The sequence below is a fragment of the Peribacillus sp. NPDC058002 genome (assembly GCF_042886655.1).
Lineage (GTDB): Bacteria > Bacillota > Bacilli > Bacillales > DSM-1321 > Peribacillus > Peribacillus aracenensis.
Genome location: NZ_JBHVQU010000030.1, coordinates 1 through 25,738 on the forward strand (window position 1 = coordinate 1; position 25,738 = coordinate 25,738).

18 protein-coding genes and 1 pseudogene are annotated in these 25,738 nt (G+C 39.4%); 14 read left to right on the forward strand and 5 right to left on the reverse strand.

Annotated features, from left to right (window positions below; all coding sequences use genetic code 11):
* Window positions 1-142 precede the first annotated feature (142 nt).
* Window positions 143-475, reverse strand: a pseudogene (locus ACFVSH_RS08465) (SDR family oxidoreductase); the annotation flags it as partial.
* A gap of 259 nt (window positions 476-734) precedes the next feature.
* Here ACFVSH_RS08465 and ACFVSH_RS08470 point away from each other — a divergent pair.
* The 9 genes from ACFVSH_RS08470 (at window position 735) to ACFVSH_RS08510 (ending at window position 13,439) form a co-directional block, all read left to right on the forward strand.
* On the forward strand, window positions 735-1,421 hold the full coding sequence (locus tag ACFVSH_RS08470) for a FadR/GntR family transcriptional regulator (RefSeq protein WP_387594957.1): 687 nt from the start codon (window positions 735-737) through the stop codon (window positions 1,419-1,421).
* Between the two features lie 74 nt (window positions 1,422-1,495).
* A complete protein-coding gene (locus ACFVSH_RS08475) occupies window positions 1,496-2,824 on the forward strand; it encodes an FAD-binding oxidoreductase (protein ID WP_387705546.1) in 1,329 nt (442 codons plus the stop codon).
* A gap of 2 nt (window positions 2,825-2,826) precedes the next feature.
* The gene (locus ACFVSH_RS08480) at window positions 2,827-4,185 is read left to right on the forward strand and encodes a (Fe-S)-binding protein (RefSeq protein WP_387594963.1); all 1,359 of its coding nucleotides are present in this window, start codon (window positions 2,827-2,829) and stop codon (window positions 4,183-4,185) included.
* Window positions 4,186-5,652, forward strand: a complete 1,467-nt coding sequence (locus ACFVSH_RS08485; RefSeq protein WP_387594966.1) for an FAD-linked oxidase C-terminal domain-containing protein — start codon at window positions 4,186-4,188, stop codon at window positions 5,650-5,652.
* Window positions 5,653-5,943: 291 nt separating this feature from the next.
* Entirely contained in the window at window positions 5,944-8,124 is a 2,181-nt protein-coding gene (locus tag ACFVSH_RS08490) for a malate synthase G (RefSeq protein ID WP_387705548.1), read from the forward strand.
* 186 nt (window positions 8,125-8,310) lie between these two features.
* Window positions 8,311-9,507, forward strand: coding sequence for an NAD(P)-dependent malic enzyme (locus ACFVSH_RS08495; RefSeq protein ID WP_387594971.1), 1,197 nt, complete (start codon window positions 8,311-8,313; stop codon window positions 9,505-9,507).
* A 16-nt stretch (window positions 9,508-9,523) separates the two neighbouring features.
* Window positions 9,524-10,303: a fumarylacetoacetate hydrolase family protein gene (locus ACFVSH_RS08500; protein WP_387705550.1), complete on the forward strand. Its 780-nt coding sequence runs from the start codon at window positions 9,524-9,526 to the stop codon at window positions 10,301-10,303.
* A 72-nt stretch (window positions 10,304-10,375) separates the two neighbouring features.
* Window positions 10,376-11,152, forward strand: coding sequence for an IclR family transcriptional regulator (locus ACFVSH_RS08505; RefSeq protein ID WP_387705552.1), 777 nt, complete (start codon window positions 10,376-10,378; stop codon window positions 11,150-11,152).
* A gap of 595 nt (window positions 11,153-11,747) precedes the next feature.
* Complete coding sequence (locus ACFVSH_RS08510) at window positions 11,748-13,439, forward strand: L-lactate permease (protein WP_387594980.1); 1,692 nt, start codon at window positions 11,748-11,750, stop codon at window positions 13,437-13,439.
* Window positions 13,440-14,369: 930 nt separating this feature from the next.
* Here ACFVSH_RS08510 and ACFVSH_RS08515 read toward each other — a convergent pair.
* The 3 genes from ACFVSH_RS08515 to ACFVSH_RS08525 all read right to left on the reverse strand — a co-directional run bounded on the left by ACFVSH_RS08515 (window position 14,370) and on the right by ACFVSH_RS08525 (window position 18,430).
* On the reverse strand, window positions 14,370-15,686 hold the full coding sequence (locus tag ACFVSH_RS08515; RefSeq protein ID WP_387594983.1) for an MFS transporter: 1,317 nt from the start codon (window positions 15,684-15,686) through the stop codon (window positions 14,370-14,372).
* 129 nt (window positions 15,687-15,815) lie between these two features.
* Window positions 15,816-17,120, reverse strand: coding sequence for an ArgE/DapE family deacylase (locus ACFVSH_RS08520; protein ID WP_387705554.1), 1,305 nt, complete (start codon window positions 17,118-17,120; stop codon window positions 15,816-15,818).
* 14 nt (window positions 17,121-17,134) lie between these two features.
* On the reverse strand, window positions 17,135-18,430 hold the full coding sequence (locus ACFVSH_RS08525) for a M20 family metallo-hydrolase (protein ID WP_387705556.1): 1,296 nt from the start codon (window positions 18,428-18,430) through the stop codon (window positions 17,135-17,137).
* A gap of 234 nt (window positions 18,431-18,664) precedes the next feature.
* Between ACFVSH_RS08525 and ACFVSH_RS08530 the strand changes: the two genes are divergently transcribed.
* The gene (locus tag ACFVSH_RS08530; RefSeq protein WP_387594992.1) at window positions 18,665-20,107 is read left to right on the forward strand and encodes a sigma-54 interaction domain-containing protein; all 1,443 of its coding nucleotides are present in this window, start codon (window positions 18,665-18,667) and stop codon (window positions 20,105-20,107) included.
* Window positions 20,108-20,323: 216 nt separating this feature from the next.
* Here ACFVSH_RS08530 and ACFVSH_RS08535 read toward each other — a convergent pair whose 3' ends face one another.
* Window positions 20,324-21,223: a LysR family transcriptional regulator gene (locus ACFVSH_RS08535; RefSeq protein ID WP_387594994.1), complete on the reverse strand. Its 900-nt coding sequence runs from the start codon at window positions 21,221-21,223 to the stop codon at window positions 20,324-20,326.
* Between the two features lie 651 nt (window positions 21,224-21,874).
* Between ACFVSH_RS08535 and ACFVSH_RS08540 the strand changes: the two genes are divergently transcribed.
* The 4 genes from ACFVSH_RS08540 to ACFVSH_RS08555 all read left to right on the forward strand — a co-directional run bounded on the left by ACFVSH_RS08540 (window position 21,875) and on the right by ACFVSH_RS08555 (window position 25,643).
* Window positions 21,875-22,915 (forward strand): phosphotriesterase family protein, encoded by a 1,041-nt coding sequence (locus ACFVSH_RS08540; RefSeq protein ID WP_387705558.1) that lies wholly within the window; start codon window positions 21,875-21,877, stop codon window positions 22,913-22,915.
* A 20-nt stretch (window positions 22,916-22,935) separates the two neighbouring features.
* On the forward strand, window positions 22,936-23,931 hold the full coding sequence (locus tag ACFVSH_RS08545) for a phosphotriesterase family protein (RefSeq protein ID WP_387705560.1): 996 nt from the start codon (window positions 22,936-22,938) through the stop codon (window positions 23,929-23,931).
* Window positions 23,932-24,058: 127 nt separating this feature from the next.
* Window positions 24,059-25,222, forward strand: coding sequence for a thiolase domain-containing protein (locus ACFVSH_RS08550; RefSeq protein ID WP_387595002.1), 1,164 nt, complete (start codon window positions 24,059-24,061; stop codon window positions 25,220-25,222).
* A 4-nt stretch (window positions 25,223-25,226) separates the two neighbouring features.
* Complete coding sequence (locus ACFVSH_RS08555; RefSeq protein ID WP_387595005.1) at window positions 25,227-25,643, forward strand: Zn-ribbon domain-containing OB-fold protein; 417 nt, start codon at window positions 25,227-25,229, stop codon at window positions 25,641-25,643.
* The last annotated feature ends 95 nt before the right edge of the window (window positions 25,644-25,738 follow it).

Below are 25,738 nucleotides of genomic sequence, written 5' to 3' on the forward strand. Positions count from 1 at the left end.
ATCAACCACACCGCTTTACTTGGTAAATAGCAACAAAGTATGCGAAAACAGCCTAAATTAAATAAAAAACTAAGGCCGATTTTCTTTACTAATAGAAAATCGGCCTTTATAAATCATATACAGATTTTTTCATGTACTTTTATTACTGTGCAGTTAATCCGCCATCGATAACGAATTCTGAACCTGTTGAGTAGCTAGCCTCATCAGAAGCCAAGAACAATACCATATTAGCTACTTCTTCTGGTTGTGCTACTCGTTTTAATGGAATGTGTTGAGAGAATGCTTCTACAGCTGCTTTTGTATCTTCTTGTACGACCATTGGTGTTGCAATAACGCCTGGGTGTACAAAGTTTACGCGAATGCCCATTGGTGCTAGGTCGATCGCTGCTGCTTTTGTTATACCACGTACTGCGAATTTTGTATCCGTGTAACCTACAGCACCAGCAACTAAGCCGTTTATTGAAGAAATGTTGACATTTAAAGATTAATTGCAATTGTCTTGAAGTTTTTGCACCAGAACCATTTTTCGCGTATATGGCCATAGCCTTTTTGAATTAGAAATAAACTTAAAAAAAGGTGTATGTCTACAATAATCTATAATAAATAATTTTTTGATTATTTATTAAATTCTAAATTATTCGTTGAAATATATATTGGAAAGTGTTTTAATATATGTAAGAATATAACTTGTCAGATATGTGATGTCTGAAAGGGTAGAGGGTGGGTGTGTAAATGTGGGGAAAATATTCACCAAGAAAGTGTCGGAAACAGTCGAAGAAGAAATAGAGAAGATGATTGAGTCTGGAAAATTCCAGTCAGGTGAAAAGCTACCTTCCGTTAGGGAATTATGTGATTTATTCGGTGTTGGACGTTCCGCTGTCCGAGATGCAATCACTACACTTAAAGGAAGAGGTACTGTTTACGTAAAACAAGGGGAAGGTACATACATTTGCGAATTTGATTCCACAAAATTGTTTACCAACCATATGTTAATCCCCAGCTGTGAAGATATAAGTGAATTGTTTCAAGTCAGGAAAATATTGGAGACCGGTATTGCGGAAATGGCTGCTTCCAATCGGTCGGTACAAGATTTGGTACGTATGGAAGAAATCCTTTCAAACCTTTGCATCAATGGCTGGGAAGCGGACTACCACTTTCATATGGCGATTGCTAATGCGACAGGAAACAAAAGCCTGATTCAATTAGTGCAAACCATTTCAACCACTATGAAGAAGGCAATGATTGATTTTCACAGGTATATTCAAGAGAATGAGAGCATCTTAAAAACGATTGATGAACAACATGATAAAATCTATGAATCAATAAAGATGGGGCACCCTATAAAAGCTAATCAGTCGATGATTAACCACTTACAGTATGTGGAAGAACTTTTGCAAAACAATATTTTACAAAAGGTATGAAGTTTAAAATGTTTTTTTTTGCAACAATATAGAAACGATGTTTGTTATTACGAAACAAAAAGGAGGCGTGGGTATTGATTGTAGCAGATCTTCTATCAGATTTAAAGTCATTTTTACCTGAAATGCAAATAGTTGATGGGGAAAACCAAAGCCATCCACTTGGGAATGGTGGTCAGGTATCGGTTTATCCGAAAACAGAGGGAGAAATAGCAAGTATTTTAAAGTATGCAAACGAAAAAGGGAAAAAAATAACGGTGGTAGGAGGCGGAACCAAGAGAGGTTTTGGAGGATTGATTGAAACAGCTGATATCTTACTCTCATTATCGAAATATAAAGGAATTGTCAAACATACTGTAGGAGATATGACATTAACGGTTAAAGCAGGTACTTCATTTAAAGAATTGCAAGAATATTTGGCACAACATAATCAGAAGGTTTCATTGGACCCTGTATGGCCTGAAGATGCGACAATTGGCGGAATCATCGCTTCAAATGAAAGCGGTCCCAAAAGATTGGGTTATGGTTCTTCCAGAGATGCGGTAATAGGACTTCGCTTGGTTTACCCGGATGGCAGTATCATAAGAGCTGGGGGAAATGTAGTAAAGAATGTGGCTGGGTACGATATGAACAAACTTTTTATAGGATCGATGGGTACACTTGGTATTTTATCTGAAGTGACTTTGAAGCTTAGACCAATGCCAAAGTACGAAAGCCTTGGACTGTTAGTGTTTCCCGATGGAAATCTCGAAGAAGTTCGGTCACTAGTAGTTAAGTTGTTGGATTCAGTGATGGAACCAGTCGCGTTGGAATTGCTAAATCCAGCTTTATCGGAAAGGTTAACGGGTCAAAACGTTTATACCTTAGCAATTTCATTTGAAGATGTGGAGAGCTCTGTTCATTACCAGGAGGATTTTGTAAAGAACATCCAACCTTCCAACGCAAAAATGACAGTGCTTTCACAAAATGAGGCACAAGCTTTTTGGGACAAATTTTATTCGATTTCTCCAAATGGAGCAACACTTGCTAGAGGAAATCAGATAGAAGCGGCATTGAAAATAGGCGTTGTTAACCTGGATGTTTTGAAGGTCATTAAAGAAAGCCACATTTTACATCACTCTAGTACTCTTACAGTAGAAGCACATGGTGGACTAGGTCATGGAATATGCCAGGTTAATTTAAAGGGAACTGACGACGAAGACCTAACACAGGTAATATTAAAGCTCAGAAAATCCGTCGAAGCATTGGGTGGTTATGTGATTGTGAAACATCTGCCTTTAACGCTTCGTCAGCAAATTGATGTATGGGGTGAAAAACCATCACATTTCTTCTTGTTAGAAGGAATTAAAACAAAGATCGATCCGAATAGAGTACTTAATAATAAAAGATTCGTGGGGGGGATTTAATAGTGAGTCTGAAAGAAGTGGATATAAAGCAAGATCCATCTTGTACATCTAATAGCTTAAGCAACTATCTATGGAGCGATAAGCCTGATGAAAACAAATGGGCAGATTGCGTACATTGTGGTATGTGTTTGGAATCGTGCCCAACATATGAGCTGACAGGCCAGGAACAGCATTCTCCCCGTGGGCGTGTTCATCTTATCAAATCAGTAGCAGAAGGAAAGCTTGAGGTGAACGAGCAATTCATGGATCCTGTTTTTGCTTGTCTTGACTGTCGTGCATGTACCACTGCTTGTCCGGCGAATGTAGATGTCGGAGGATTAATTGAAGAGGCTCGCGGACAAATTCGACAGGCGATTCCATTGACAGGAGTGAAAGGGAAAGTAAGTAGAATAGTACTTGAAGGAATGTTCCCACATCAAAACCGAATGAATACAGTGGGGAGTTTATTAAAGTTCTATCAAAAGAGCGGATTGCAGAAAGTGGTGCGCAAAACAGGGTTAATGAATATCATGCCACAGCATTTAATTGAGATGGAAGCAATTATGCCTGAAATTAAAGAGCCTGTACGCAAAAAATACAAAAATCAAAAAGTGATCAAAGCAATAGGAGAAACGAAAGCAGAAGTGGCGTTTATGACAGGTTGCGTGATGGACGTCATGTTCAGTGATATTAACCAGTCCACGATTAATGTTTTAACACGAAACGGAAATGATGTGACAATTCCGCAAAACCAAACTTGCTGTGGAGCCTTACATGTTCATGCCGGTGACCGTGAAACTGGAAGAAAGCTGGCGAAACAGAATATCGAAGCGTTTAAGGATGCTGATAAAGTCATCGTTAACGCAGCAGGATGCGGCTGTATGCTTCAGGAATATGCAGAATTGTTTCGTGAAGAGCCTGAATGGCATGATAAAGCTGAAGAATTTTCCGCGAAGGTCGAGGACATCTCTAAATACATTCATGAAACAGGCTATGAAATACCAAAAGCTGAATTGAACACTCGTATCACATATCATGACGCATGCCATTTAGCACATGGTCAAGGAATTCGCCAGGAACCGAGAGACCTCCTTGTCAGTATTCCAGGAGTTGAAATGGTACATATGCCAAACGCAGATCGCTGCTGTGGGAGTGCAGGTATATATAACATCACTAATCCAGAAATGGCCGGTGCCGTGCTAGAAAGCAAAATGCAGAATGTGCCAGGCGATGTTGAGATGATTTCAATGGGTAACCCAGGATGTATGCTTCAGATGGCAATGGGGGTACAGAAGTATGGTAGAAATCAAAAAGTCGTCCATACAATTCAGCTTCTGGATTGGGCTTATCAAAAAGAGGATGATCTAAAGGGGGGACAGTAAATGGCAAGGAAAAAAATAAAATCGAATGATCGGCATATAAAGAATTTAGAGGCTATTGTTGGCGATGCCAATTCAATTCTATTTCACAAAGAGGATCTGCTTGCCTATGATAGCGATGGATTTACGCTTCATAGACACTTACCTAAAGCGGTTGTGTTTCCAAAAGATACTCAGGAAGTAGCCAAACTAGTTAAATACTGTTCCGAAAATAAACTGCCGTTCCTAGCCCGTGGCGCTGGAACCGGATTAAGCGGCGGTGCTATACCTTTAAATGAAGAAGTCATTATTAGTCTGGTCAGGATGAAGAAGCTATTAAGCCTTGATCTCGAAAATAGGCGTGCTGTTGTACAGCCTGGTTTTATCAACCTTAAACTCACGAACTCTATCTCTGATAAAGGGTATTACTATGCTCCGGATCCTTCTAGCCAATATTGTTGTACAATTGGCGGAAATGTCGCAGAGAATGCTGGAGGGGCTCACTGTCTTAAATATGGGGTAACCACGAATCACATTCTAGGGCTGGAAGTAGTACTGCCTAACGGCGAAATTATAGAAATCGGTGAAAATGGAATTCCTGATTCTCCTGGATATGATTTGCTCGGTCTGTTGACAGGTTCTGAAGGAACATTAGGCATTGTAACGAAAATCACTGTTCGTATATTGAAAAACCCCGAAGCGAAACAAACTGTTCTTGCTTACTTTGATAAAGTGGAGGACGGAAGTCAGGCCGTGTCTGATATAATTTCAGCAGGAATCGTACCGGCAGCCCTTGAAATGATGGATAAAACAGCGATTGAGGGAGTGGAGGCGGCTGCTTTTCCAGTAGGTCATCCAAGTGATATTGAGGCTGTCCTACTCATTGAAGTGGATGGAATCTCAGCAGGTATTGAAGAGCAAATTAATCACATTTTGGAAGTGTGTAAGTACAGAAATGTACTTGAAGTGAAGGTAGCACAGGATGAACTCGAAAGAGGTAGATGGTGGGCCAATCGTAAAACAGGATTTGGTGCCATGGGAGCCATTTCACCGGACTATTTAGTACAGGACGGTGTCATTCCACGAAGCAAATTGCCCGAGGTATTAAACAAAATCAATCGAATCAGCGAAGAATTTGGTTTGCGAATCGCTAATATTTTCCATGCGGGTGATGGGAATTTACATCCACTTGTTCTTTTCGATGCCAGAATCCCAGGGGAAAGCGAAAAGGCCCTGGCAGCTGGTAGTGCCTGCTTAAAAGCATGTGCTGATGTTGGGGGGACAATTACAGGTGAACACGGAGTGGGGATTGAAAAAATAGAGGAAATGCGTTTCGTCTTTTCTGATGAAGAGATTATTGCACAAACAGATATTCGAGAAGTATTCAATCCTCATAATCTTTTAAACGCAGGGAAATTATTCCCAATGCCGGGACGCTGTGTTGAGATAAAAAGAGATTTAAAAGAAAAAGAAGCAGCTGCTATATCTTAAATATGTTTGTCCGGTAAGGCGCAGTCCATACAACGGATGAAGCCAATTCATTTCGTGGTGTAGTCCTTTTGCTAAAGTTTAGAAGCAAATATAAATTGTTAAAATATTATGAAAATAATTGAATCAACATCAGGTATCGTGCTATCATTTTTATACACAGATAAAGAAACGGCGTTTTGTAATAGCGAACAAAAAAGAGTGATTAAGAAAATTACATCCTAGAGAGAACAAATTACTTTTTTCCAGAGAATTATCTAAAATAAAATGTTGATTTTCAAGGAGGAACTCATAATGACAAAATATATTAAATCAGGGAATCTTCAAGTTGCAACGGAATTATATGAATTTATTAATTCAGAAGCTCTACCAGGTAGTGAAGTGGATCGTGACCAGTTTTGGTCTGGTTTAGAAAATTTGATCAATGATTTAACCCCTAAAAATAAGGAATTATTGGCACATCGTGAAAAGATTCAAAATCAAATAAATGCTTGGTATCGAAAGAATAATAATGATTTTGATTTTGAAGAGTATAAAGCATTTTTAAAAGAAATTGGATATCTTGAACCAGAGGTTGAAGACTTCAAGATCACCACTGAAGGTGTGGATGCCGAAGTCGCTATCCAAGCTGGACCGCAACTGGTTGTTCCAGTTAATAATGCTCGTTATGCAATCAATGCCGCCAACGCACGCTGGGGAAGCCTTTATGACGCACTTTATGGTACAGATGCAATCAGTGAAGAAGATGGTGCACATCGAGAAGGTGGATACAATCCAGTTCGTGGTGCTAAGGCTATTGAGTTTGGAAGGGAGTTTCTTGACCAAGCAGCTCCATTAAGGGAAGCTTCTCATAAAGATGCTGTGAAATACACAATTGAGTCTGGAAAGCTGAATGTTGCACTCCGGAATGGAGAAACGACAGGACTTGAGGACGAATCGAAATTAACTGGCTATCAAGGACAACCACAAGATCCAAGTGCTGTACTTTTGAAAAATAATGGCCTTCACTTTGAAATTCAAATCAATTTCAGTCATCCAATCGGAAAAACTGACGAGGCTGGCGTTAAAGATATTCTTTTAGAAGCAGCAGTAACGACGATTATGGACTGTGAAGATTCAGTAACGGCGGTAGATGCCGAGGATAAAGTTCTGGTTTACCGTAACTGGTTAGGATTAATGAAAGGAGATTTATCTGCTACCTTCATAAAAGGCAATAAATCAACGACAAGAACTCTTAATCCCAATCGCATTTATTTGTCCCCGACGGGAGAAGAATTGTCTTTGTCAGGTCGTTCACTTTTGTTTGTTCGTAATGTAGGACATTTAATGACGAATAATGCAATCTTAGATCAAAATGGGGAGGAAATCCAAGAGGGAATTTTAGATGCAATCATCACTAGTCTTCTTGGAAAACATACTCTTTTAGGAAACGGCCCTTACCAAAACTCATCCGAAGGATCTATTTACATCGTTAAACCTAAAATGCATGGTTCAGAAGAGGTCGCTTTTGCCAACCATCTATTTGATCAAGTGGAGGAATTGCTCGGTCTAAAACGGAATACTCTAAAAATTGGTGTTATGGATGAGGAGCGCCGCACATCTTTAAACTTAAAAGCTTGCATAAGCGAAGTTAAGGAACGGGTAGTATTCATAAATACCGGATTTTTAGACCGTACTGGTGATGAAATCCATACCTCTATGGAAGCGGGAGCAATGATTCGAAAAAGTGAAATGAAATCATCTACTTGGTTGCAAGCCTATGAACAATCGAATGTTAATACAGGACTTGTAAGCGGCTTCCAGGGGCGTGCCCAGATTGGAAAAGGTATGTGGGCTATGCCGGACTTGATGGATGAGATGTTAAAACAAAAGATTGGTCATGTAAAAACAGGTGCAACTACGGCGTGGGTTCCATCACCTACTGCAGCTACATTGCATGCACTGCACTACCATCAAGTTGATGTAACGAAGATCCAAAATGAAAAGATTAGTGAATCCAGAGACTTGAGGGATGACATTTTACAATTCCCAGTTGCGAAACATTCTGATTGGAGCCCGGAGGAAATACAGGAAGAGATTGATAACAATGCTCAAACTATGCTAGGTTATGTTGTTCGCTGGGTGGACCAGGGAGTTGGTTGCTCGAAAGTACCTGATATCAACGACGTGGGACTAATGGAAGATCGTGCAACCTTACGTATATCCAGCCAACACATGGCGAACTGGCTACACCACGGTATCATAACAAAGGAACAAGTGCTAGAGACGCTTCAGCGTATGGCTAAAGTAGTAGACGAACAAAATGCTGGAGACGCTGCATATCGCTCAATGTCTGCGAATTTTGACGATTCGGTGGCATTTCAAGCAGCCTGTGACCTGATTTTTGAAGGTTATAATCAGCCAAGTGGCTACACTGAGCCGATCTTGCATCGTCGCCGCATTGAAGCAAAAGCAAAGTTTGCTATAAAACAATAAACACCTAGGGGACATTCTATTTTTTTAGGATGTCCCGATCTACAATGTAAAGAGTATATGGCTAATTTAATTGAAGAACTTATTTTCTGTTGAAATGGAGAGATTACAGAATTCCTGAAAGTACTGCAGTTTCAACAACTAACTTTCATTAATAAATAGTGAAAACAGATTGGGGGAGTTGAAGCTATGAAAGACCTTCGGGAAAAAGCGCTAGACCTTCATATGAGGTCTAAAGGGAAAATAAATGTAAATGTAAAAGTAGCTGTAGAAAACGCAAATGATTTAAGTTTAGTATATTCACCGGGAGTAGCTGAGCCTTGTAAAGAAATCTTCCAAAATCCCGAAAAGATTTATCATTACACACTTAAAGGGAACCTTGTAGGAGTTGTTTCAGATGGATCGGCTGTATTAGGGCTAGGCAATATCGGAGCAGCAGCATCAATGCCAGTAATGGAAGGAAAGGCAGCATTATTTAAGGCATTTGCGGATATTGATGCATTTCCCATTTGTCTAAATACAAACGACGCAGAAGAAATTATTTCAATTATCAAAGCCTTGGAACCTACATTTGGAGGAATAAATTTAGAAGACATTTCAGCTCCGAATTGTTTCATTATTGAGGAAAGACTGAAAAAGGAAATGAACATTCCTGTTTTTCATGATGATCAGCATGGAACTGCGATTGTTACAGCAGCAGGGTTAATTAACGGATTAAAAGTCGTGAATAAACGGATTGAAGAAATTAAGGTGATTGTAAATGGTGCAGGTGCTGCAGGAATCGCAATTTCAAAATTGCTGCTCAACATGGGTGTTCAGGATATCATTTTGTGCGATACAAAAGGAGCGATCTATAAAGGTCGCGAAAATGGAATGAATTCGATGAAGGAAGAAATAGCTCAAATCACTAATAAAAACAGGCTGGCCGGTGCATTGGAGGATGTTATAAAAGGTACTGACGTTTTTGTTGGCGTATCAGCTGCTGATGCAGTTAATACCGCCATGGTACAGTCTATGAACAAAGACAGCATTATTTTTGCAATGGCAAACCCGGTACCCGAAATAATGCCGGATAAAGCAAGGGCAGCCGGTGCAGCTGTTGTTGGTACAGGGCGTTCCGATTTACCTAACCAAGTAAATAATGTACTAGCGTTTCCAGGGATTTTTAAAGGGGCCCTTCAGGTGTTCGCTTCTGAAATTAATGAAGAAATGAAAGTGGCAGCGGTTTATGCAATTGCAAACTTAATTCAGCCGCAAGAACTGACGCATGATTATGTAATACCAAATGCTTTCGACAACCGAGTAGTGGAAGCCGTCGCCAATGCTGTAGCAGAGGCAGCGATACAGTCTGGTGTTGCGAGAAAAAAAACCGAAATAGAAGTCTGAGAGGAGCAATAAAACAATGAAGTTTACTAGGTTTATAGCTAATTCTTCCATTCATACAGGTGTTAAAGAAGAAGGAATAATAAGGGTAATTAAGGGCGATATTTTTGGTGCTTGGGAGTATACAGGCCAAACATTTTCTCAGGGTGAAGTTAAGTCTATTGCACCCTTAGAACCAAATCAAATCATTGGAATCGGTGCAAACTTTGTTTCAAATGTGGAGGATCTTCCGGAACAGCTCCCGGAAATCCCGGTATTCTTCTTTAAGCCAACTTCATCAGTGATTGGACCTGAAGAAGAAATTATCATCCCAGAGGGTATCAAGGAAGTAAAGTTTGAATCCGAACTAGCGATTGTCGTTGGGAAAGAGGCAAAAAATGTGCCTGAATCCGACGTACTGGATTATGTTTTTGGATACACAGTTGGAAATGACGTAACGGCACCTCAGTTTTTCCACCAGGATGGCCACTGGACAATTGGTAAATCATTTGACACGTTCACTCCATTAGGTCCTGTTATTGAAACCGTACTTGATCCTTTTAATGTAAAGGTCAAAGCAAAACTGAACGATGTTGAAAAACAAAACAGTGCAACTGAACTGATGATTATTCCAATTCGTAGAATGGTTTCCTATCTGACAAAAGTTATGACACTTAAACCGGGAGATGTAATTTTAACAGGTAGTCCTGTTGGAGCAGAGTTGGTCGGCGCTGGCGACGTTATAGAATGTGAAATAAAGGAAATTGGGAATCTTCGAAATACATTTGTTACTGCTAAAGAAGGTGCAAGAGCGTATTAGGTACGGTTAAAACGCCTGGTGAAAACTATGTGCTATAATGAGTCTATTATGGTTGCACAGAGGTGAGTAATTTTGGACAGAGAGAATATGGTGAAATCTGTGAGCAGGGCGTTAGACATTATTACTATTGTGAGTTTAAAAAAGGGTGGCTTAGGTGTAACAGAGATTTCCAAACAAATAGATATAAATAAAAGCTCAGTTTATCGGATACTATCAACATTAGTGCAGTATGGGTATATTGAGCAAGATAGTGAAACGGAACGTTATAAGCTGGGATATAAGTTTTTAGAGATTAGTTCCAAATTGCTGGAATCAATTGATTTGAGATCGGAAGCAAGGCAATACTTGCAAGAACTGGAGAATACCACAAATGAGGTTATCCATCTAGTTGTTTATGACCAAGGTGAAGTGGTGTATATAGAAAAGCTAGAAGGAAACGAAACACTGCGAATGCACTCTAAAGTTGGAAAACGAGCACCCATGCATTGCACCTCAGTCGGCAAAGCAATTCTTGCTTATTTGCCATCTAATGTCGTGCTTAACATTCTTGAGCAAAAGGGAATGCCAAGGCATACTGACAAAACGATTACGAATAAAGATGATTTCCTTCAAGAACTCATTCAGGTTAGAATTAGAGGCTATGCATTGGATCTAGAAGAAAATGAATACGGAATTACTTGTATTGCCGTTCCTATTTTCGATCATTCGGGGAAAGTCATTGCTGCTGTCAGCATATCTGGTCCAACAATGCGTATGACTGATCAGCGGATCGATCTCCTACAGATACAAATGATTCAAATTGGAAAAAAAATTTCGACAAGGCTTGGATTTGAAAGTAGAACTACTTGAAAACGACTATAAAAATTTGCCCGATTCTTTTGAAAAAAAGATATATCGGGCAAATTTTTTTTGTGAACTTTATTTTTAAAATATTCTAAAAATATTGAAATTTCACCAATAATTTGTATAATTGAAATAGGATTAGTGTTTGTTATAGAACAACTACTTATATAGTTACATAACAATAGTGTTTTATCGCAAACTTACAGAAACGCTGTTTCTTAATACGAAACAGAAAGGGGGTGTCTTATAGAGTGTTATCATGCCGATAGAAAGTGTTAAATGAAATATTATGTAGAAAAGACACCAGATTTGTTAGCGTGATTCTTTTTGTATATCTCACCTTAGTCGCAATGTCCTTTAGTAACTAAAGGTTTAAAGCAATTTATAGGCCCTTTACCGGACAAGCACCATAGTGATTTTATCATTACGCAACCAAGATAAAATCACAAACATCCGGACTTTACAACACGGAATTTTGAGTATTTTCAGTGAATTTGAATTTTTTCACTTTCTTGTAAATTAGAGCAAAAGAAATGGTAGCATATTTTAATTAAAATATGTAAGCGGTTACTTTTAGGGACTATAAATTGGAGGGTACAATATGACATATACACAAAACTTTACAGTGGTAGGAGATAGCCTCGCTCTATCCGCTATCGTGGCAGTAATTCCAATACTTTATTTCTTCTGGGCATTGGCAGTGAAGAGAATGAAAGGGTATCTGGCAGGGCTCACGACGCTAATGATTGCTTTGATATTGGCGGTTATTGCATTTGGAATGCCAACACAAATGGCGATTATGTCTGCTACACACGGGGCAGTATACGGGGTCTTGCCTATTGGTTGGATCATTATCAGTTCAGTTTTCCTTTATAAATTAACCGTAAAAACAGGACAATTTGATATTATTCGTAATTCAGTTGTTTCACTTACGGAAGACCGCCGTCTTCAGGCACTATTGGTAGCGTTCTCATTTGGGGCATTTCTTGAAGGAGCCGCTGGTTTTGGTGCACCTGTTGCCATTTCTGCTGCACTTCTTGTTGGTCTTGGATTCAATCCTTTATATGCAGCTGGCTTGTGTTTAATTGCCAATACAGCACCGGTTGCATTCGGTGCAATAGGAGCACCCATTATCGCGCTTGAGGGACCTACCGGAATTTCTGCGATGGAGATTTCAAAAATGGTTGGACGCCAATTACCGTTTTTATCTGTAGTCATACCATTTTATTTAATCGTGATTATGGCAGGCTTTAAAAAAGCCTTCGAAGTCATGCCTGCAATTTTAGTAACTGGTATTACTTTTGCAGTAACACAATACTTAAGCTCTAACTTCCTTGGACCAGAACTTCCGGATATTTTATCGGCTCTTGTTTCATTACTTGCTTTAGCAGTTTTCCTTAAATTTTGGAAACCGAAAACTATCTTCCGTTTTTCAGCCGAACAAGAAATGGCTGCAACACTTGCTGTAAATGAACCTTCTGGCCACAAGCCAACTTATACAGGCGGACAAATTTTTAAAGCGTGGTCACCATTCCTAGTTTTAACGGGAGTAATCTCCCTTTGGGGAATTCCAACCATAAAGCAGGCTCTAACAGGACACTATGAAGGAACAAATGTTGTTTTATCAACTATTAATTCTATAGGGCATGCATTATCGTTTATACCAAATGTTCCTTTATTAAATAATAAGATTATAAACGCTGCGGGAGAAACGATACCTGCCTTTTACAAGCTGGAATTGCTAGGTGCTGCTGGTACAGCGGTTCTGATTGCAGCAATCATTACGAAATATATTGTAAAAATTTCTTGGAAGGATTGGATAGTTACATTCGGTGAAACACTAAACGAACTTAAATTTCCCATTATCACAATAGCGTCTGTTGTAGGATACGCTTATGTAACAAACTCTTCAGGAATGAGCACATCTATGGGTATGGTATTGGCGAAAACAGGATTTTTATTCCCTTTCTTCTCTCCTATACTAGGCTGGCTAGGAGTGTTCATTACTGGTTCTGATACTTCAGCCAACTTACTATTCGGTAACATGCAAAAAGTTACAGCTACTTCAATAGGCATGGATCCGGTGCTCGCAGTGGCAGCGAACTCTTCAGGCGGAGTTACCGGAAAGATGATTTCACCTCAATCAATTGCAGTAGCTTGCGCCGCAGTAGGCCTAGCAGGGAAAGAATCTGATTTGTTTCGCTTCACAATAAAGCATAGTATTATACTGGTGATTATTGTTGGAATCATGACATATTTGCAGAATGGGGTGTTATCCTGGATGATTCCTTAAGTAAGATTGCAAAGCAAATATCTTTATTTAGTGTCAATATGAGTTGATAAAAATAAGAAAAACACCATTTAAAAGTCGCAAGTATGTCAACGTATATTAGTATTGGTACCTTTCTAAATGCCTTGTTAATAGGCCCAATCATGGATTTTTTCTTACATCTCAACATTCTTCCATATGAAATGCTGGGCTTTGGAATACAATAAGTGATTATTCAAAAAAAGGGGAGAACATGTCATCCAGATGACTTGTTCTCCCCTTTTTTCTTTTTCTTTATAAAGAGAAGGAGTTAAGTAAAAATACATGAATTAGATGTAACAGCATTAGACATTACCTTTTTTAGGTTCGCAGACCTAATCGGGAATGCTGTTCTCTTATAACCTTTTTAACCGTTTGTCCGCCATTCGCCCCGATGCACAACCTGCTCTAGAGTACCCGCTTTTGCATATGTACTAACCACCGAGTTAGATAGCTTCTTGAGAGTGATGGGAATAATTATACTGATGGTCCTAAATACAGGAAAAATTCCTCGAATATGACGAGTTTCTTCTATTAGACGTATCAAATCGCGAACAGGAAAACCAAGAACTCACGAAGGAAATTCATCTCATTTAACTGGAAAGCAAGGGACATTATCTTCGATAATAAAATAAATATGGGTGAAATCGAAGAAATAAAGAATTTGTATTATAACGGAATTAATGTAATCCCGCTTCCCGTTTTTTTGAAAGTTTTCTAATACAAATAAGGAATGCTTAGCTTAATGGGTTTTTATGTAAAATCAAAAAGGAAAAAGGGGCTTTTAAGCAGCCCCATGGATTGAAAAAGGTAATTAATTTTGATATTTACCTGGTTGGAATTTTAAACGTCTCAAATATAGAACCCTATGTTAGAAGTGAACTCAAGGGAGTTTTTGTTTTTGCTCTGTTTTAATTAACTAGCTTTATCCATATCTATTTGGTTTGAATTCTTCCCTAACATGGAAACGGCCACGATAGAAATTAGACAAGCGACAATAAGATAAATACTGATTGGAACAGAACTACTAAAGGTATTTAATAAATACACACATAGTAATGGAGATACACCTTGGATTGCAGCTGAAAGCTGATAGCCTAATGACGTTCCGCTATACCTTAGATTGGCCGGAAAACACTCTGCAATCATTGCTGCTAAAGGTCCATAGACTGCTCCAGCACCAAGAATAGATAAACACATTGCTACAATAACCAATACTGTTATCTTTGTATCCATAAGCCAGAAGAATGGGAATGCAACTAAAATGGTTAATAAACTGCCAATATAAAATACGACTTTCCTATTATATTTGTCTGATAAATGTGCCGCATAGAGGATCACAATGATTTCGACTATTGCTACTAATAAGATGGTATTAGTTAGAAACTGTTTATCTAATTGTAGATATTCCGTCCCATAGCTTATAGCAAAAGTGGTAAAAACATAGAAAGGAATACCTTGTGCTAAACTGGATAAAATAACTAGAAATAATGCTTTAGGATATTTCTTAATAACTTCTATAACTGGTTTATTTGCTAGTCGATTTTCTTTCTTCATTTTTGTAAATTGAGGTGAATCTGCTACCCCACGTCGTATAATAAAACCGATCACAACAAGCACAATACTAATCAAAAATGGAATTCTCCATCCCCAACTATAAAAATTATCTCCTGTTAAAAAGATCGTGAGGGAGACAACTCCTGAAGATAGGAGCAATGCAATTGGGGATGCTATTTGTGTCATACTTCCCATTAACCCCCTACTTTTCTTAGAACTCCATTCTACAGATAGTACAACTGAACCTCCCCATTCACCACCGGCCCCAAAACCTTGGCAAAAACGCAAGAATACTAACAGAATAGATACAATAATACCTGCATTTTCGTATGTCGGTAATAATCCAATGAGTGTACTACTTATCCCCATTAACAAAAGAGTAGTTACTAACGTTGCTTTTCGTCCAATGCGATCCCCATAACTACCGAAAAAAGCAGCTCCAAGAGGACGTGCAAGGAATCCTATAAACAGTGTAGCGAATGATTGTATTAACCCTATGTATGGATCTGATTCCGGAAAAAACAATTTTGGAAATACTAAAGCAGCCATCGTTCCGTATAGAAAGAAATCATACCATTCTATTGATGTTCCAACTATGCTGGCAAGGGCAGCTTTTTTAGCTTGCTTCTTTCGCTGTTCTTCAGTCATATTGTCGTAATTCAATTCATTTGCCATTTTTCTCACCATCACTTTATTTAAAATTTTAATACAAAAAATTTCATTATACCATTGCTCGTATACAATAAAGTATCATGCTATATATTAAAAACTATAAGACCTAACTCATCGACTTTCCGATGCTACTCACTTCGTAAGAATACCATTACTATAACCGCACCATTTCAACAGAAATGCAGCATATGTTTTTGTCACCCTTTTGACACTGTCAAGGTCAACCCACTCATTCGGTGCGTGAAGACCCTCTCCTGTCGGGCCGTAGCAAGTGGCAGAAATGTCATAGTATAGGTTATAAAATCTTGCATCAGTGGTGGCTGTGAAGGATCCAACTTCCAGCGGTTTTTCTTCAACGGCCATATGCGCCAAGTTTAAAACATCAAATAACTCTTGATTTGGATCAATTGAAAATCCTTCCGCATGAAAGCCGTAAAATGTAATTTCCGGAGGATTTTCACTTAACCACTCATCCTTTTCCGCAGCAGCTAACAAATATGACTTTATATCGTCCTTTACATCCTGCGGGTTAACCCCCGGCGGAAATCCAACTCTTGCTTCAATAGTACATTCGGAAGGAACAGTTGAAGGCCAATCACCAGAATGGATTTTCCCGATATTTATATTATATGGATGAGGGTGCTCATCAAAATCCTTGTGTCTTTTTTGGCTGTTCAATGTTTTTTCATAATCCAGAAGAGCATTGATCATTTTATAACTTTCAATAATTGAGTTTACAGCTTTGTCTGCCTTTTCAGTATGTGCACCTAAACCTTTGACCTTAACCCTGACCCATGCTACACCAACCTGAGCAATCAGCCCTTTTTGTCCAAGTACGGGTTCGGGAATAAGGGCGGCATCTGCTTTAAATCCTTCTTCTATCGCAGCAAGAGCACCATTTCCCGTACACTCTTCTTCTGTTACTGTTTTGATAATGACATTGGATGAAAGCTTGATTCCTGCATCGCGCACCGCTTTTAACGCAAAGATCATAGCAGCCACACCTGATTTCATATCAGCTGTTCCACGGCCGTACATTTTATTTCCGACGATTTCTGCACCCCATGGATCATGTTCCCAAAAAGAAACAGGTTCTGGGCTGACAACGTCTATATGCCCTTGAAAGATAACACTTTTACCTTTCTTGTCGCCTTCTGCACGATATTCACCAATAACAACAGGCCTTTCATCATATGTCCATTCAGGTTCCGAGTAACCAGGATGTGAGGATAGCTTTTCGGGATCGGGAATCACTTTTGATACAGATAAATCTAGCTCTTTTTCCAAAAAATCAGCGATGAAGTGTTGGATAGGTGCTTCGTTGCCAAGCGTTGAGGGGAATTGACAAAGCTTTTGCAAAAAGCGGATTTCTTCCTCCCATGACTTGTCTACCTGATCGAATACGTTTTCAAATATCATATTGATTTCTGTTTTCATAACGTTCTTTCTCCTTACCTTTGAAGTCTGTCTTTCCGGTTTGCAAATCGAAGTACTAGTTCAAGCAATACCTGTACTCCTTTTTCTATATCGTCATCTGAGCTGAACTCCTCTTCACAATGGCTGACCCCGCCAATACTTGGGATGAATATCATTCCCGTAGGGGCCATTTGGTTCATAAATTTGGCATCATGGCCTGCTCCGCTGATTAACTTCATTGAACTATAGCCGAGCTTATCCGCTGCCAATTGGATTTCGCTTACAATTTCTGTGGAAAATTTTTCGGCTTTTATTTCCATAAGATCTTTGATAAGGAGATCCATGCTATCAATGAGTGCCATTGTACTTAGCTTTTCTTTCAGTTCCTTTGTAATCAGCATCCTGATTGCATCTTCCGGGTGACGAATGTCAATTGAGAAAACCACTTGACCCGCAACCGAATTCGTGACGTTTGGAAGAGACCGAATCTGACCAATAGTAATCAACGAGCCGGGAAAGCTTTCATATGACTTGTAAACATCTTGGATCATCTTTGCCGCACTCAACATGGCATCGTTCCTATTTTCCATCGGGGTCGTGCCCGCATGACTTGTCCGTCCGGTAATGACGACTTCAAGGGTACTGATCCCTTGAATACCTGTGACGGCACCAATACTTTGACGGTTTGCTTCAAGAACAGTACCTTGCTCAATGTGCAGTTTAAAATAACAATACATTTCTTTTAGCCTATTTTCAGAAGAACCTTTATACCCGATTGTTTTTAATTCATCTACAAATTTCAAATGATCTTTATCTACAATCTTTAATACTTCACCTTGTGTAATGGCATTGGCTACAATACCTGATCCGAGCATGGATGGTATAAATCTTGCTCCTTCTTCATTTGTAAAGTTTACAATTTCAATAGGTCTATCAGTCTCAATTCCATAATCATTCAGTGTCCTAACTACTTCGAGTGCTCCCATTACCCCTAGAATTCCGTCGTATCTCCCGCCAATTCGCTGAGTATCAAGATGTGATCCCATTACAACAGGATTTGCATCGGGATTTTTACCCGGTCGGCGTCCGTACATATTTCCTGCATCATCAATGCGGATGTCAAGCCGGCATTCCTTCATCCATTCCATAAATATATCTCTTATTTTTCGATCATCTTCACTAAGAGCCAATCTGCAAAGACCCCCGTTAGGTAGAGCCCCATAGTTAGCACTCGTATTTATCGTGGAAAGGAGCCGTTCTTTATTAATTTTGTAAAAATCTTCACTTATGTGAGGTCTTATTGAGCGATTTGGAAATTTCTCAGTTTTCATCACATATCACCTCCTGTCATTTAAAAATGCAAAAATCATGCCAAAAATAAAGAAGATATAAGTCTGTTTTCATGTGTTTTTTTGAAAAATTAATAGAAAATTTCGAAAAAAAGGGGTAAAATTTTTACAAATCAACTCGACTGATTCGTTATCAACTCGATTTTTTTTATATTTTTGCCATTTAAATATAGCTGAATCGAAATAGACTCAATAAATAGGAATGGAGGAATAGATTTGGAGAGGTTGTTTGACTTATTTCATCAAAATCCAGAATTATTTATTGGCATTTTGGAATCTATTAATGATGCAATCTATATTACAGATCAGGAAGGAACAACATTGTGGATTAATACCGTGAGTGAAACGATGTTCTGTCTTCCGAGGAGTGTAATTATTGGAAGGAATGTTAGGGATCTAGAAAGGGAAGGCGTATATAAACCATCTGTAATCCGTAAGGCTCTGGAAGAAGGTAAAAATGTTAGTGTTGTACAAGAAGTTGCCGAAGGAAGACGATATATTGCAACAGGTCATTTGGTTAAAAATAAAGAAGGGAGAGTTATTGCCGCTGTCGCTCATAGCAGAGATATTACAGAAGTAGTAAAAAACGCAACGAAACTTCAGGAAATTGAAGAGTTATTGGATAAATACAGTACTTATATTAGAAAGCTTGCACATGTGAGAGAAAATAGGAATGGAGTTGAATATATCAATTTTGGTTGGAAAAGCAATAGCCGCGTTACGGCTAATAAAATTATTGAAAAGATTGCCGCAGTAGACACAATGTCCTTAATCGTGGGTGAGACAGGTTCGGGTAAAAGCCTGACGGCGGAAAGGATTCATTCACTAAGCAAAAGAAGAACCGGACCTTTCGTAGAGATTAATTCTGCATCTATACCCGAATCCTTGCTGGAGTCTGAATTATTCGGCTATGAAAAAGGGTCATTCACCGGGGCAACTTCGAAGGGGAAACCGGGTTTAATTAAAGCCGCGGAAGGCGGAACTTTATTTTTGGATGAAATAGGCGAAATACCGTTACACTTGCAAGCAAAAATATTACATTTTCTTCAATCGAAAACATATTTGCCGATTGGTGCCAGGGAGCCTCAACAAGCGGATGTACGTATTATTGCAGCAACTAATAGGGATTTGGAAAGTATGGTAACTGAAGGTACTTTCCGTTCGGATTTATTTTATCGAATGAATGTATTAACCGTGAAAATGCCTGCTTTACGTGAAAGCCGTAACGATATTGAGGATCTGGCCATTTATTATTTAAATCTGTTTAATGATAAATATAATAAAAAAAAACACTTCTCAGATGGGGTTGTCAAAACATTTTTGCAATATGACTGGCCTGGGAATGTGCGTGAGCTGGAAAATTTAATCGAACGTCTTGTGATTTTGTCAGAGGACGAGTTAATTGAAGATAAAGACCTACCCCAGAAAATGATGAAACAAAACATCACTTCCAGTGTACCATATCATTCAAATAAAGCGACTATGCCAGAGATACTGGAAGAAATGGAAAAGAAGATGATCATAGATGCCATAGAAAAAGGAAACTCGACAAGAAAAGCCGCAAAATTTTTAGGTGTTACGCAATCATTACTCATGAGGAGAATAAGAAAGTATAATATCCAGCTGGTGGTTGAAGAGAGTAAAACCTTTGTGAAATAGGGTAGTGGTAGACTTTTTTGTATTCCGGAAAAGGGCGCGTTTGTGTAATAAGCTCAATGCTTTTTAATAACGAGCCATGCATCGGAGAAATAGTTAAGACTAATTCTCCCCGATTTTTCACTCATTTTGTGAAGTTGTCATGTTAATACTTTATATCAATAGAAAAAACCACTTCCTATCATTTTCATTAGGGAGTGGTTTTTTTGTAGGGATCAACTATTTGTTTAATTGTGAGTGCAGCAACTCTAGTTCTTCAATAAATAAAGATAAGGTAGGATTCTTATTTATTTTCTTCCAAGAAGCCAAAACATCAAATTTAAGATTGTCTCCTTCAATGTCAATAAAACGAAGTGTAGGAGGAGCGTATAGCTGTAGATATTTCGGAAGAATGGTAATGCCGATATCTGAATCCACCATCATGTACACTGCTTCAATCCGTGAAGCTGTACTAACCAAGTTTGGAGAGAAACCATGATTGGCACATGCAGCCAGCAATAAATCAAAACCTGGAGGAGCTTCATGCCTGTCTAGCATGACAAAAGGTTCATGGGCTAATTCCGAAATGTTGATACTTGTTCTATTCGCAAGGGGGTGGTCTTGATTTAAGATAATACAATGGGATTGTGTCCATAAAGTTTTGTATTCCAGTCCACCAATACTTTGTAACCCAAGTGAAAGTGTGAAAGCTATGTCTAGTTCATCGGATTTTAATTTCTCAATCATTTGCCCAACTTGATAATAGCTCAACCTTATTTTTACATTTGGGTGCTTGCGTCTGAATTTTCGAATCAAAAGGGGCAAAAATTCTCTCACGGGTACGCTCAATAAGCCTATATTAAGTATCCCAATTAACCCTTCCTCAGCTTGCTGGACATTTTCAATCGACTCTTCAAGCTTCTTTATGATCTCCTTTGCATCTTTCAAAAAAACAGCTCCAGCGTTGGTCAATTGAACGGAATGTTTATCTCGTAGGAAAAGCTTTACACCTAATTTTTTTTCTAAAAGGGCGATCTGTTGACTCACAGCAGGTTGTGCTACAAACAATTCCTTTGATGCTACCGTGAAATTTAAGTGTTCAGCAACTGCAATAAAATAACGCAATGGACGAATGTCCATCCCCAATCTCCTCCTGAACAGCTTGAAAATTTAAAAGATTATGAATTTATTATAAAAGGAATCTGAAAAATAAACAAACGTTATAAGGAAAAGGTTATTACCATGATTATTTTTTGGTATTTCCAAAAATAAGAGGTTTTATATATATTTTAGTTATGGAAGAACAAGACGAAGGCTCGATACCTGAGAATGAAGTGGCAGTAAGCAAGAAACGAGCAATAAGGCATACATGGATGCTAGCTTATTTTCCTGAAGGTACCCAGAGTGATGTATGGGAGAAAAATCTTGATGCCACGATCGCTTCTTCTTTTGCTCTGTTTCCAAATTCAAAAAACATGGAAAACCGTTGTGCAAAGGGGAACCGAACATTTTCCCTTAAAAATGTATACGTTTCCAAACATTGAACAGTTGATATGGCTGCTCGAGTTGCAGAAGTTTCGGCTTTATTATCATTAGTTGAAGCTGTTTTATCGAAAAAGAAAACGTTTACACTGAAAAGTGGCATTCTGGGGAAGGAAAGGCAGTTCGCTCCCTCACTTTTTTAAGCGAGGGGTTTTTAATTTTAGTAGAGGGATTCTAAAGGGAATTTGTTGTGTATAGGGGGTGAGTAGTGTACCCGATTGGAACTATTAAATGATAGGAGGTATTACAATGCTAGATAATTTACAAGAAAAAAAATCAGGCGTTGTTCGTACTGTTCTTGGACTAGTGCCTGCTCAAGAATTAGGTGTTGTGCTCATTCATGAATCACTTCTTTCTGTGATGCCTGGTGCGGAGTATGCACCAGAGATCGATATGGATAGAAGTAAGATATTTGAGGAATTAAAGCGTCAGCTTACGGAATTTCGTAGACTTGGTGGAAAATCAATTGTAGATCGTAGCGGTATGTTCCACGGTCGTGACGTAAAGCTTTATGAAACTCTTTCTAGAACAACAGGTATACATATCGTAGCGTCAACAGGTTTAGGACCTGAGCCGATGTTAAGTGGATACTTTGTTACACCACAAAAGAATCCGCCTACACCATGGTCAGCAGAACAATTTGCTGATTTGTTCGCAAAAGAGGTGACAGAAGGAATCGTTGTACCACGTATTGAACGTTCAAGTTCAGCAGGATTAGTGACGTCAATCGCAAGTCAAAGTGGTATTACAGAAAAAGAAATTAATCTTTTCCGTGGATCTGCACAAGCAGCTCTCGCAACAGGAGTACCTGTATCAGTTCAATACGGTACGGATGCTGTAAATGATCTGGAAATTTTATTAGGTGAAGGCATTGCACCAAACCGTGTCATCATCGGAGGGCTTGACCGTCTAGATGCTGTCCGCCGTAAAGAAGCATTCGCTGTTGCGCGTCACGGTGCCAGGGTGGCATTAGACCATGTTGGTTGGGCTACAAACGATGGCTACGTGAACGATGAAGAACGTGCAAAGTTAATTTTAGCATTATTTAAAGAAGGTTTTGGTGATTGTGTCCTAATTTCAACAAATGCAATTGGCGTTGCAAAAGGTCATGATTCAAAAGAGCTTGGTTTCGATTACTTACTAACAAAATTTGTTCCAACCTTACGTAGAGTAGGTGTAACTGATAAACAAATTCGCATTTTATTAGAAGAAAACCCACAACGTGTATTTACTGTTAATGCTTCAGCAGCTACAGAAAAAGAATCTGTTTTGGTAACAGAGCAAAACTAAACGTGAGGAGTGAATAAAGGATGGGTAAGGTAAATACGGTTTTAGGGCCAATCGCGACGGAAGACTTAGGGATTACGGCAATGCACGAGCATGTTGGGTTCGGTCTACCTGGATGTGACTTAGATACACAATGGTGGAAAAAACCTGAAGAAGCGTTTGATGTTACAGTACAAAAGTTACGTCGCTTCCGTGAACACGACGGTAAAACATTCGTAGACTGTACAGGGATTGGAAACGGACGCGATATCGAATATTTCCAAGTGCTTTCACGAAAAACAGGGGTCAATATTATTGCTGTTACAGGCTTTGTAGCAGGTGACTCAGCTCTACCATATTTCCGTAACAAACCAGTCGAATATCTTACGGATTTATTCATCCATGAAATTACAGTTGGTATTGACGGTACGAGCGCAAAAGCTGGTGCTATTAAAGTAGGGGTAAGTCGCGGTGGTAAACTAAGCGAACTTGATAAACGCATTTACCGTGCAGCTGCACGTGCAGCATTACAAACGGGTGTCCCGATTATTACACATTTATGCGTAGATGCTGAATCTGCAATTGCAATCTTCGATGAAGAAGGCTTACCACTTGATCGCGTACTTATGGGGCATGCTGATGATGGCGGATATCTCGATGAAGACCGTGATACGATGATTGCAGAATTAGGTGGATGGGTAGGCTTCGATACAATTGGCTATGACAGTGAGATGGAAGGTTCACCATATTGGTCACGTCCTCGTCAAGATCGTGTTGAACATTTCCTTCGTTTCCTTGATAAAGGTTTTGTTGACCGTGCACTTATTTCAGCTGATGCCAACTGCTGTGCTCTTGGCTGGCCAGGATTAAAAGGACATTCAGTAAACTACCTGTTTGAAGAATTCTTACCAGATCTTCGTAAAGCGGGTGTTGGTGAAGAAGTATTTGAACAACTTTTAGTACACAATCCTGCGAAAATTCTAACTATGCAAAAACCTCGTTCATTCATGAAAACGGTAGTGTTAACACAAAAGGTCTAAGAAGGGCAGTGTCTACTTCTTATTCTAGAAGCCTACACTCCACTTTCATTACTCGCTTTGATCTGTGAAAAGTGACGAGATATGATTTCGTAAAATAGTTGAACAACATCGCGGGAGGATAACGAATATGAGTATTAAAGGATTGGCCTATATTGCAGGGGCGTTCGAGCACTCACTGCGTAAGGCTCCGAATAAATCCGTTGCTGCTTTACATGCAGAATGTGCGAAAGGTGCATTAGAAGATGCTGGACTAGCATTTGCAGATGTAGACGGATATTTTTGTGCTGGTGACGCTCCGGGTGGTGTGCTGTCTATGGTCGATTATTTAGGTCTCAATGTACGTCATGTAGATGGTACAGACACTGGCGGGTCATCGTACATTGCCCATGTATCCCATGCTGCACAAGCAATCGCAGCTGGCAAATGTAATGTTGCATTAATTACAATGGCGGGTCGTCCACGTTCAGAGGGCAGAAGTGGTGTCAAACAGAAGATCGTTGGTGCAAATGTTCCAGATACACCGTTTGAACTTCCTTTTGGACCGACTGCTGTCAATGAGTACGCGATGGCTACAATGCGTCATATGCATGAATATGGCACGACAAGTGAACAATTAGCATGGGTCAAAGTCGCAGCTTCACATCATGCCAGGCATAATTCAAACGCAATGCTGCGTGATTTAGTGACGGTTCATGACGTACTTGAGTCCCCTATAATTGCTGATCCATTACATAAACTGGATTGCTGTGTAGTAAGTGACGGTGGTGGTGCTTTAGTTGTCGTAAAACCCGAGATTGCCCAAAGTCTGAAGCGTCCACTTGTCCGAGTGATGGGTTGTGGCGAAGCACCTAAAGGATTACTTGGCGGCAAAACGGATCTTACGTTTACAGGCGCTATTTGGACAGGGCCTAGAGCCTTTGAGGAGGCTGGGGTCTCACCTCAAGATATTAAGTATGCGTCCATTTATGATAGCTTCACAATTACGGTGTTAATGCAGCTTGAAGATTTAGGTTTTTGTGAAAAAGGCGAGGGTGGAAAATTCGTCGCTGATGGGAACCTGATTTCAGGAGTAGGTAAGCTCCCAATCAATACGGATGGTGGCGGGTTAAATAACAATCACCCAGCAAGCCGAGGTGGCATCATTAAAGTGATAGAGGCTGTCCGTCAGCTACGTGGTGAAGCACACCCGCAAGTGCAGGTGGAAGATTGTGACATCGCGTTAGCTCATGGTACTGGTGGCGGATTAGCAAGCCGTCACGGTAGTGCAACACTGATCATGGAGAGGGTGTAGTAGAATGGGAACTCAATATCAAGATAGAACGATGGCGGTCCCTGAGATTCATCCAGAACACAAGGAATATTGGGATGCTGCTGCAGAAGGAAAGCTTCTGATAAAGCAGTGCGATTCTTGTGGTGAGTATCATTATTATCCACGTGTGTTATGCCCGTATTGTATGAGCGAGAAAACGAAATGGAAAGAAGCAAATGGCACTGGTAGTATCTACACTTTTAGTGTGATGCGACGAGGAGTGTCATATGCCATCGCCTTAGTTGAGCTCGATGAAGGTCCAAAAATGATGACAAATATCGTCGATTGTGATCTAGATACGTTGCATATCAATCAAAAGGTAAAAGTGGTATTCAAGCAAAGTGGCGATGAAGATAATCCAGGTTCTTTTGTACCGTGCTTCACACCTGCCTTAGGATTTTAATGAATAGGCTTGCTACTTCGCATAATAAAAAATCAGATTATTGTGAAGATTGTTGATTTTCTATTAATTGAACTGTCACTTTACAGATTCAAAAC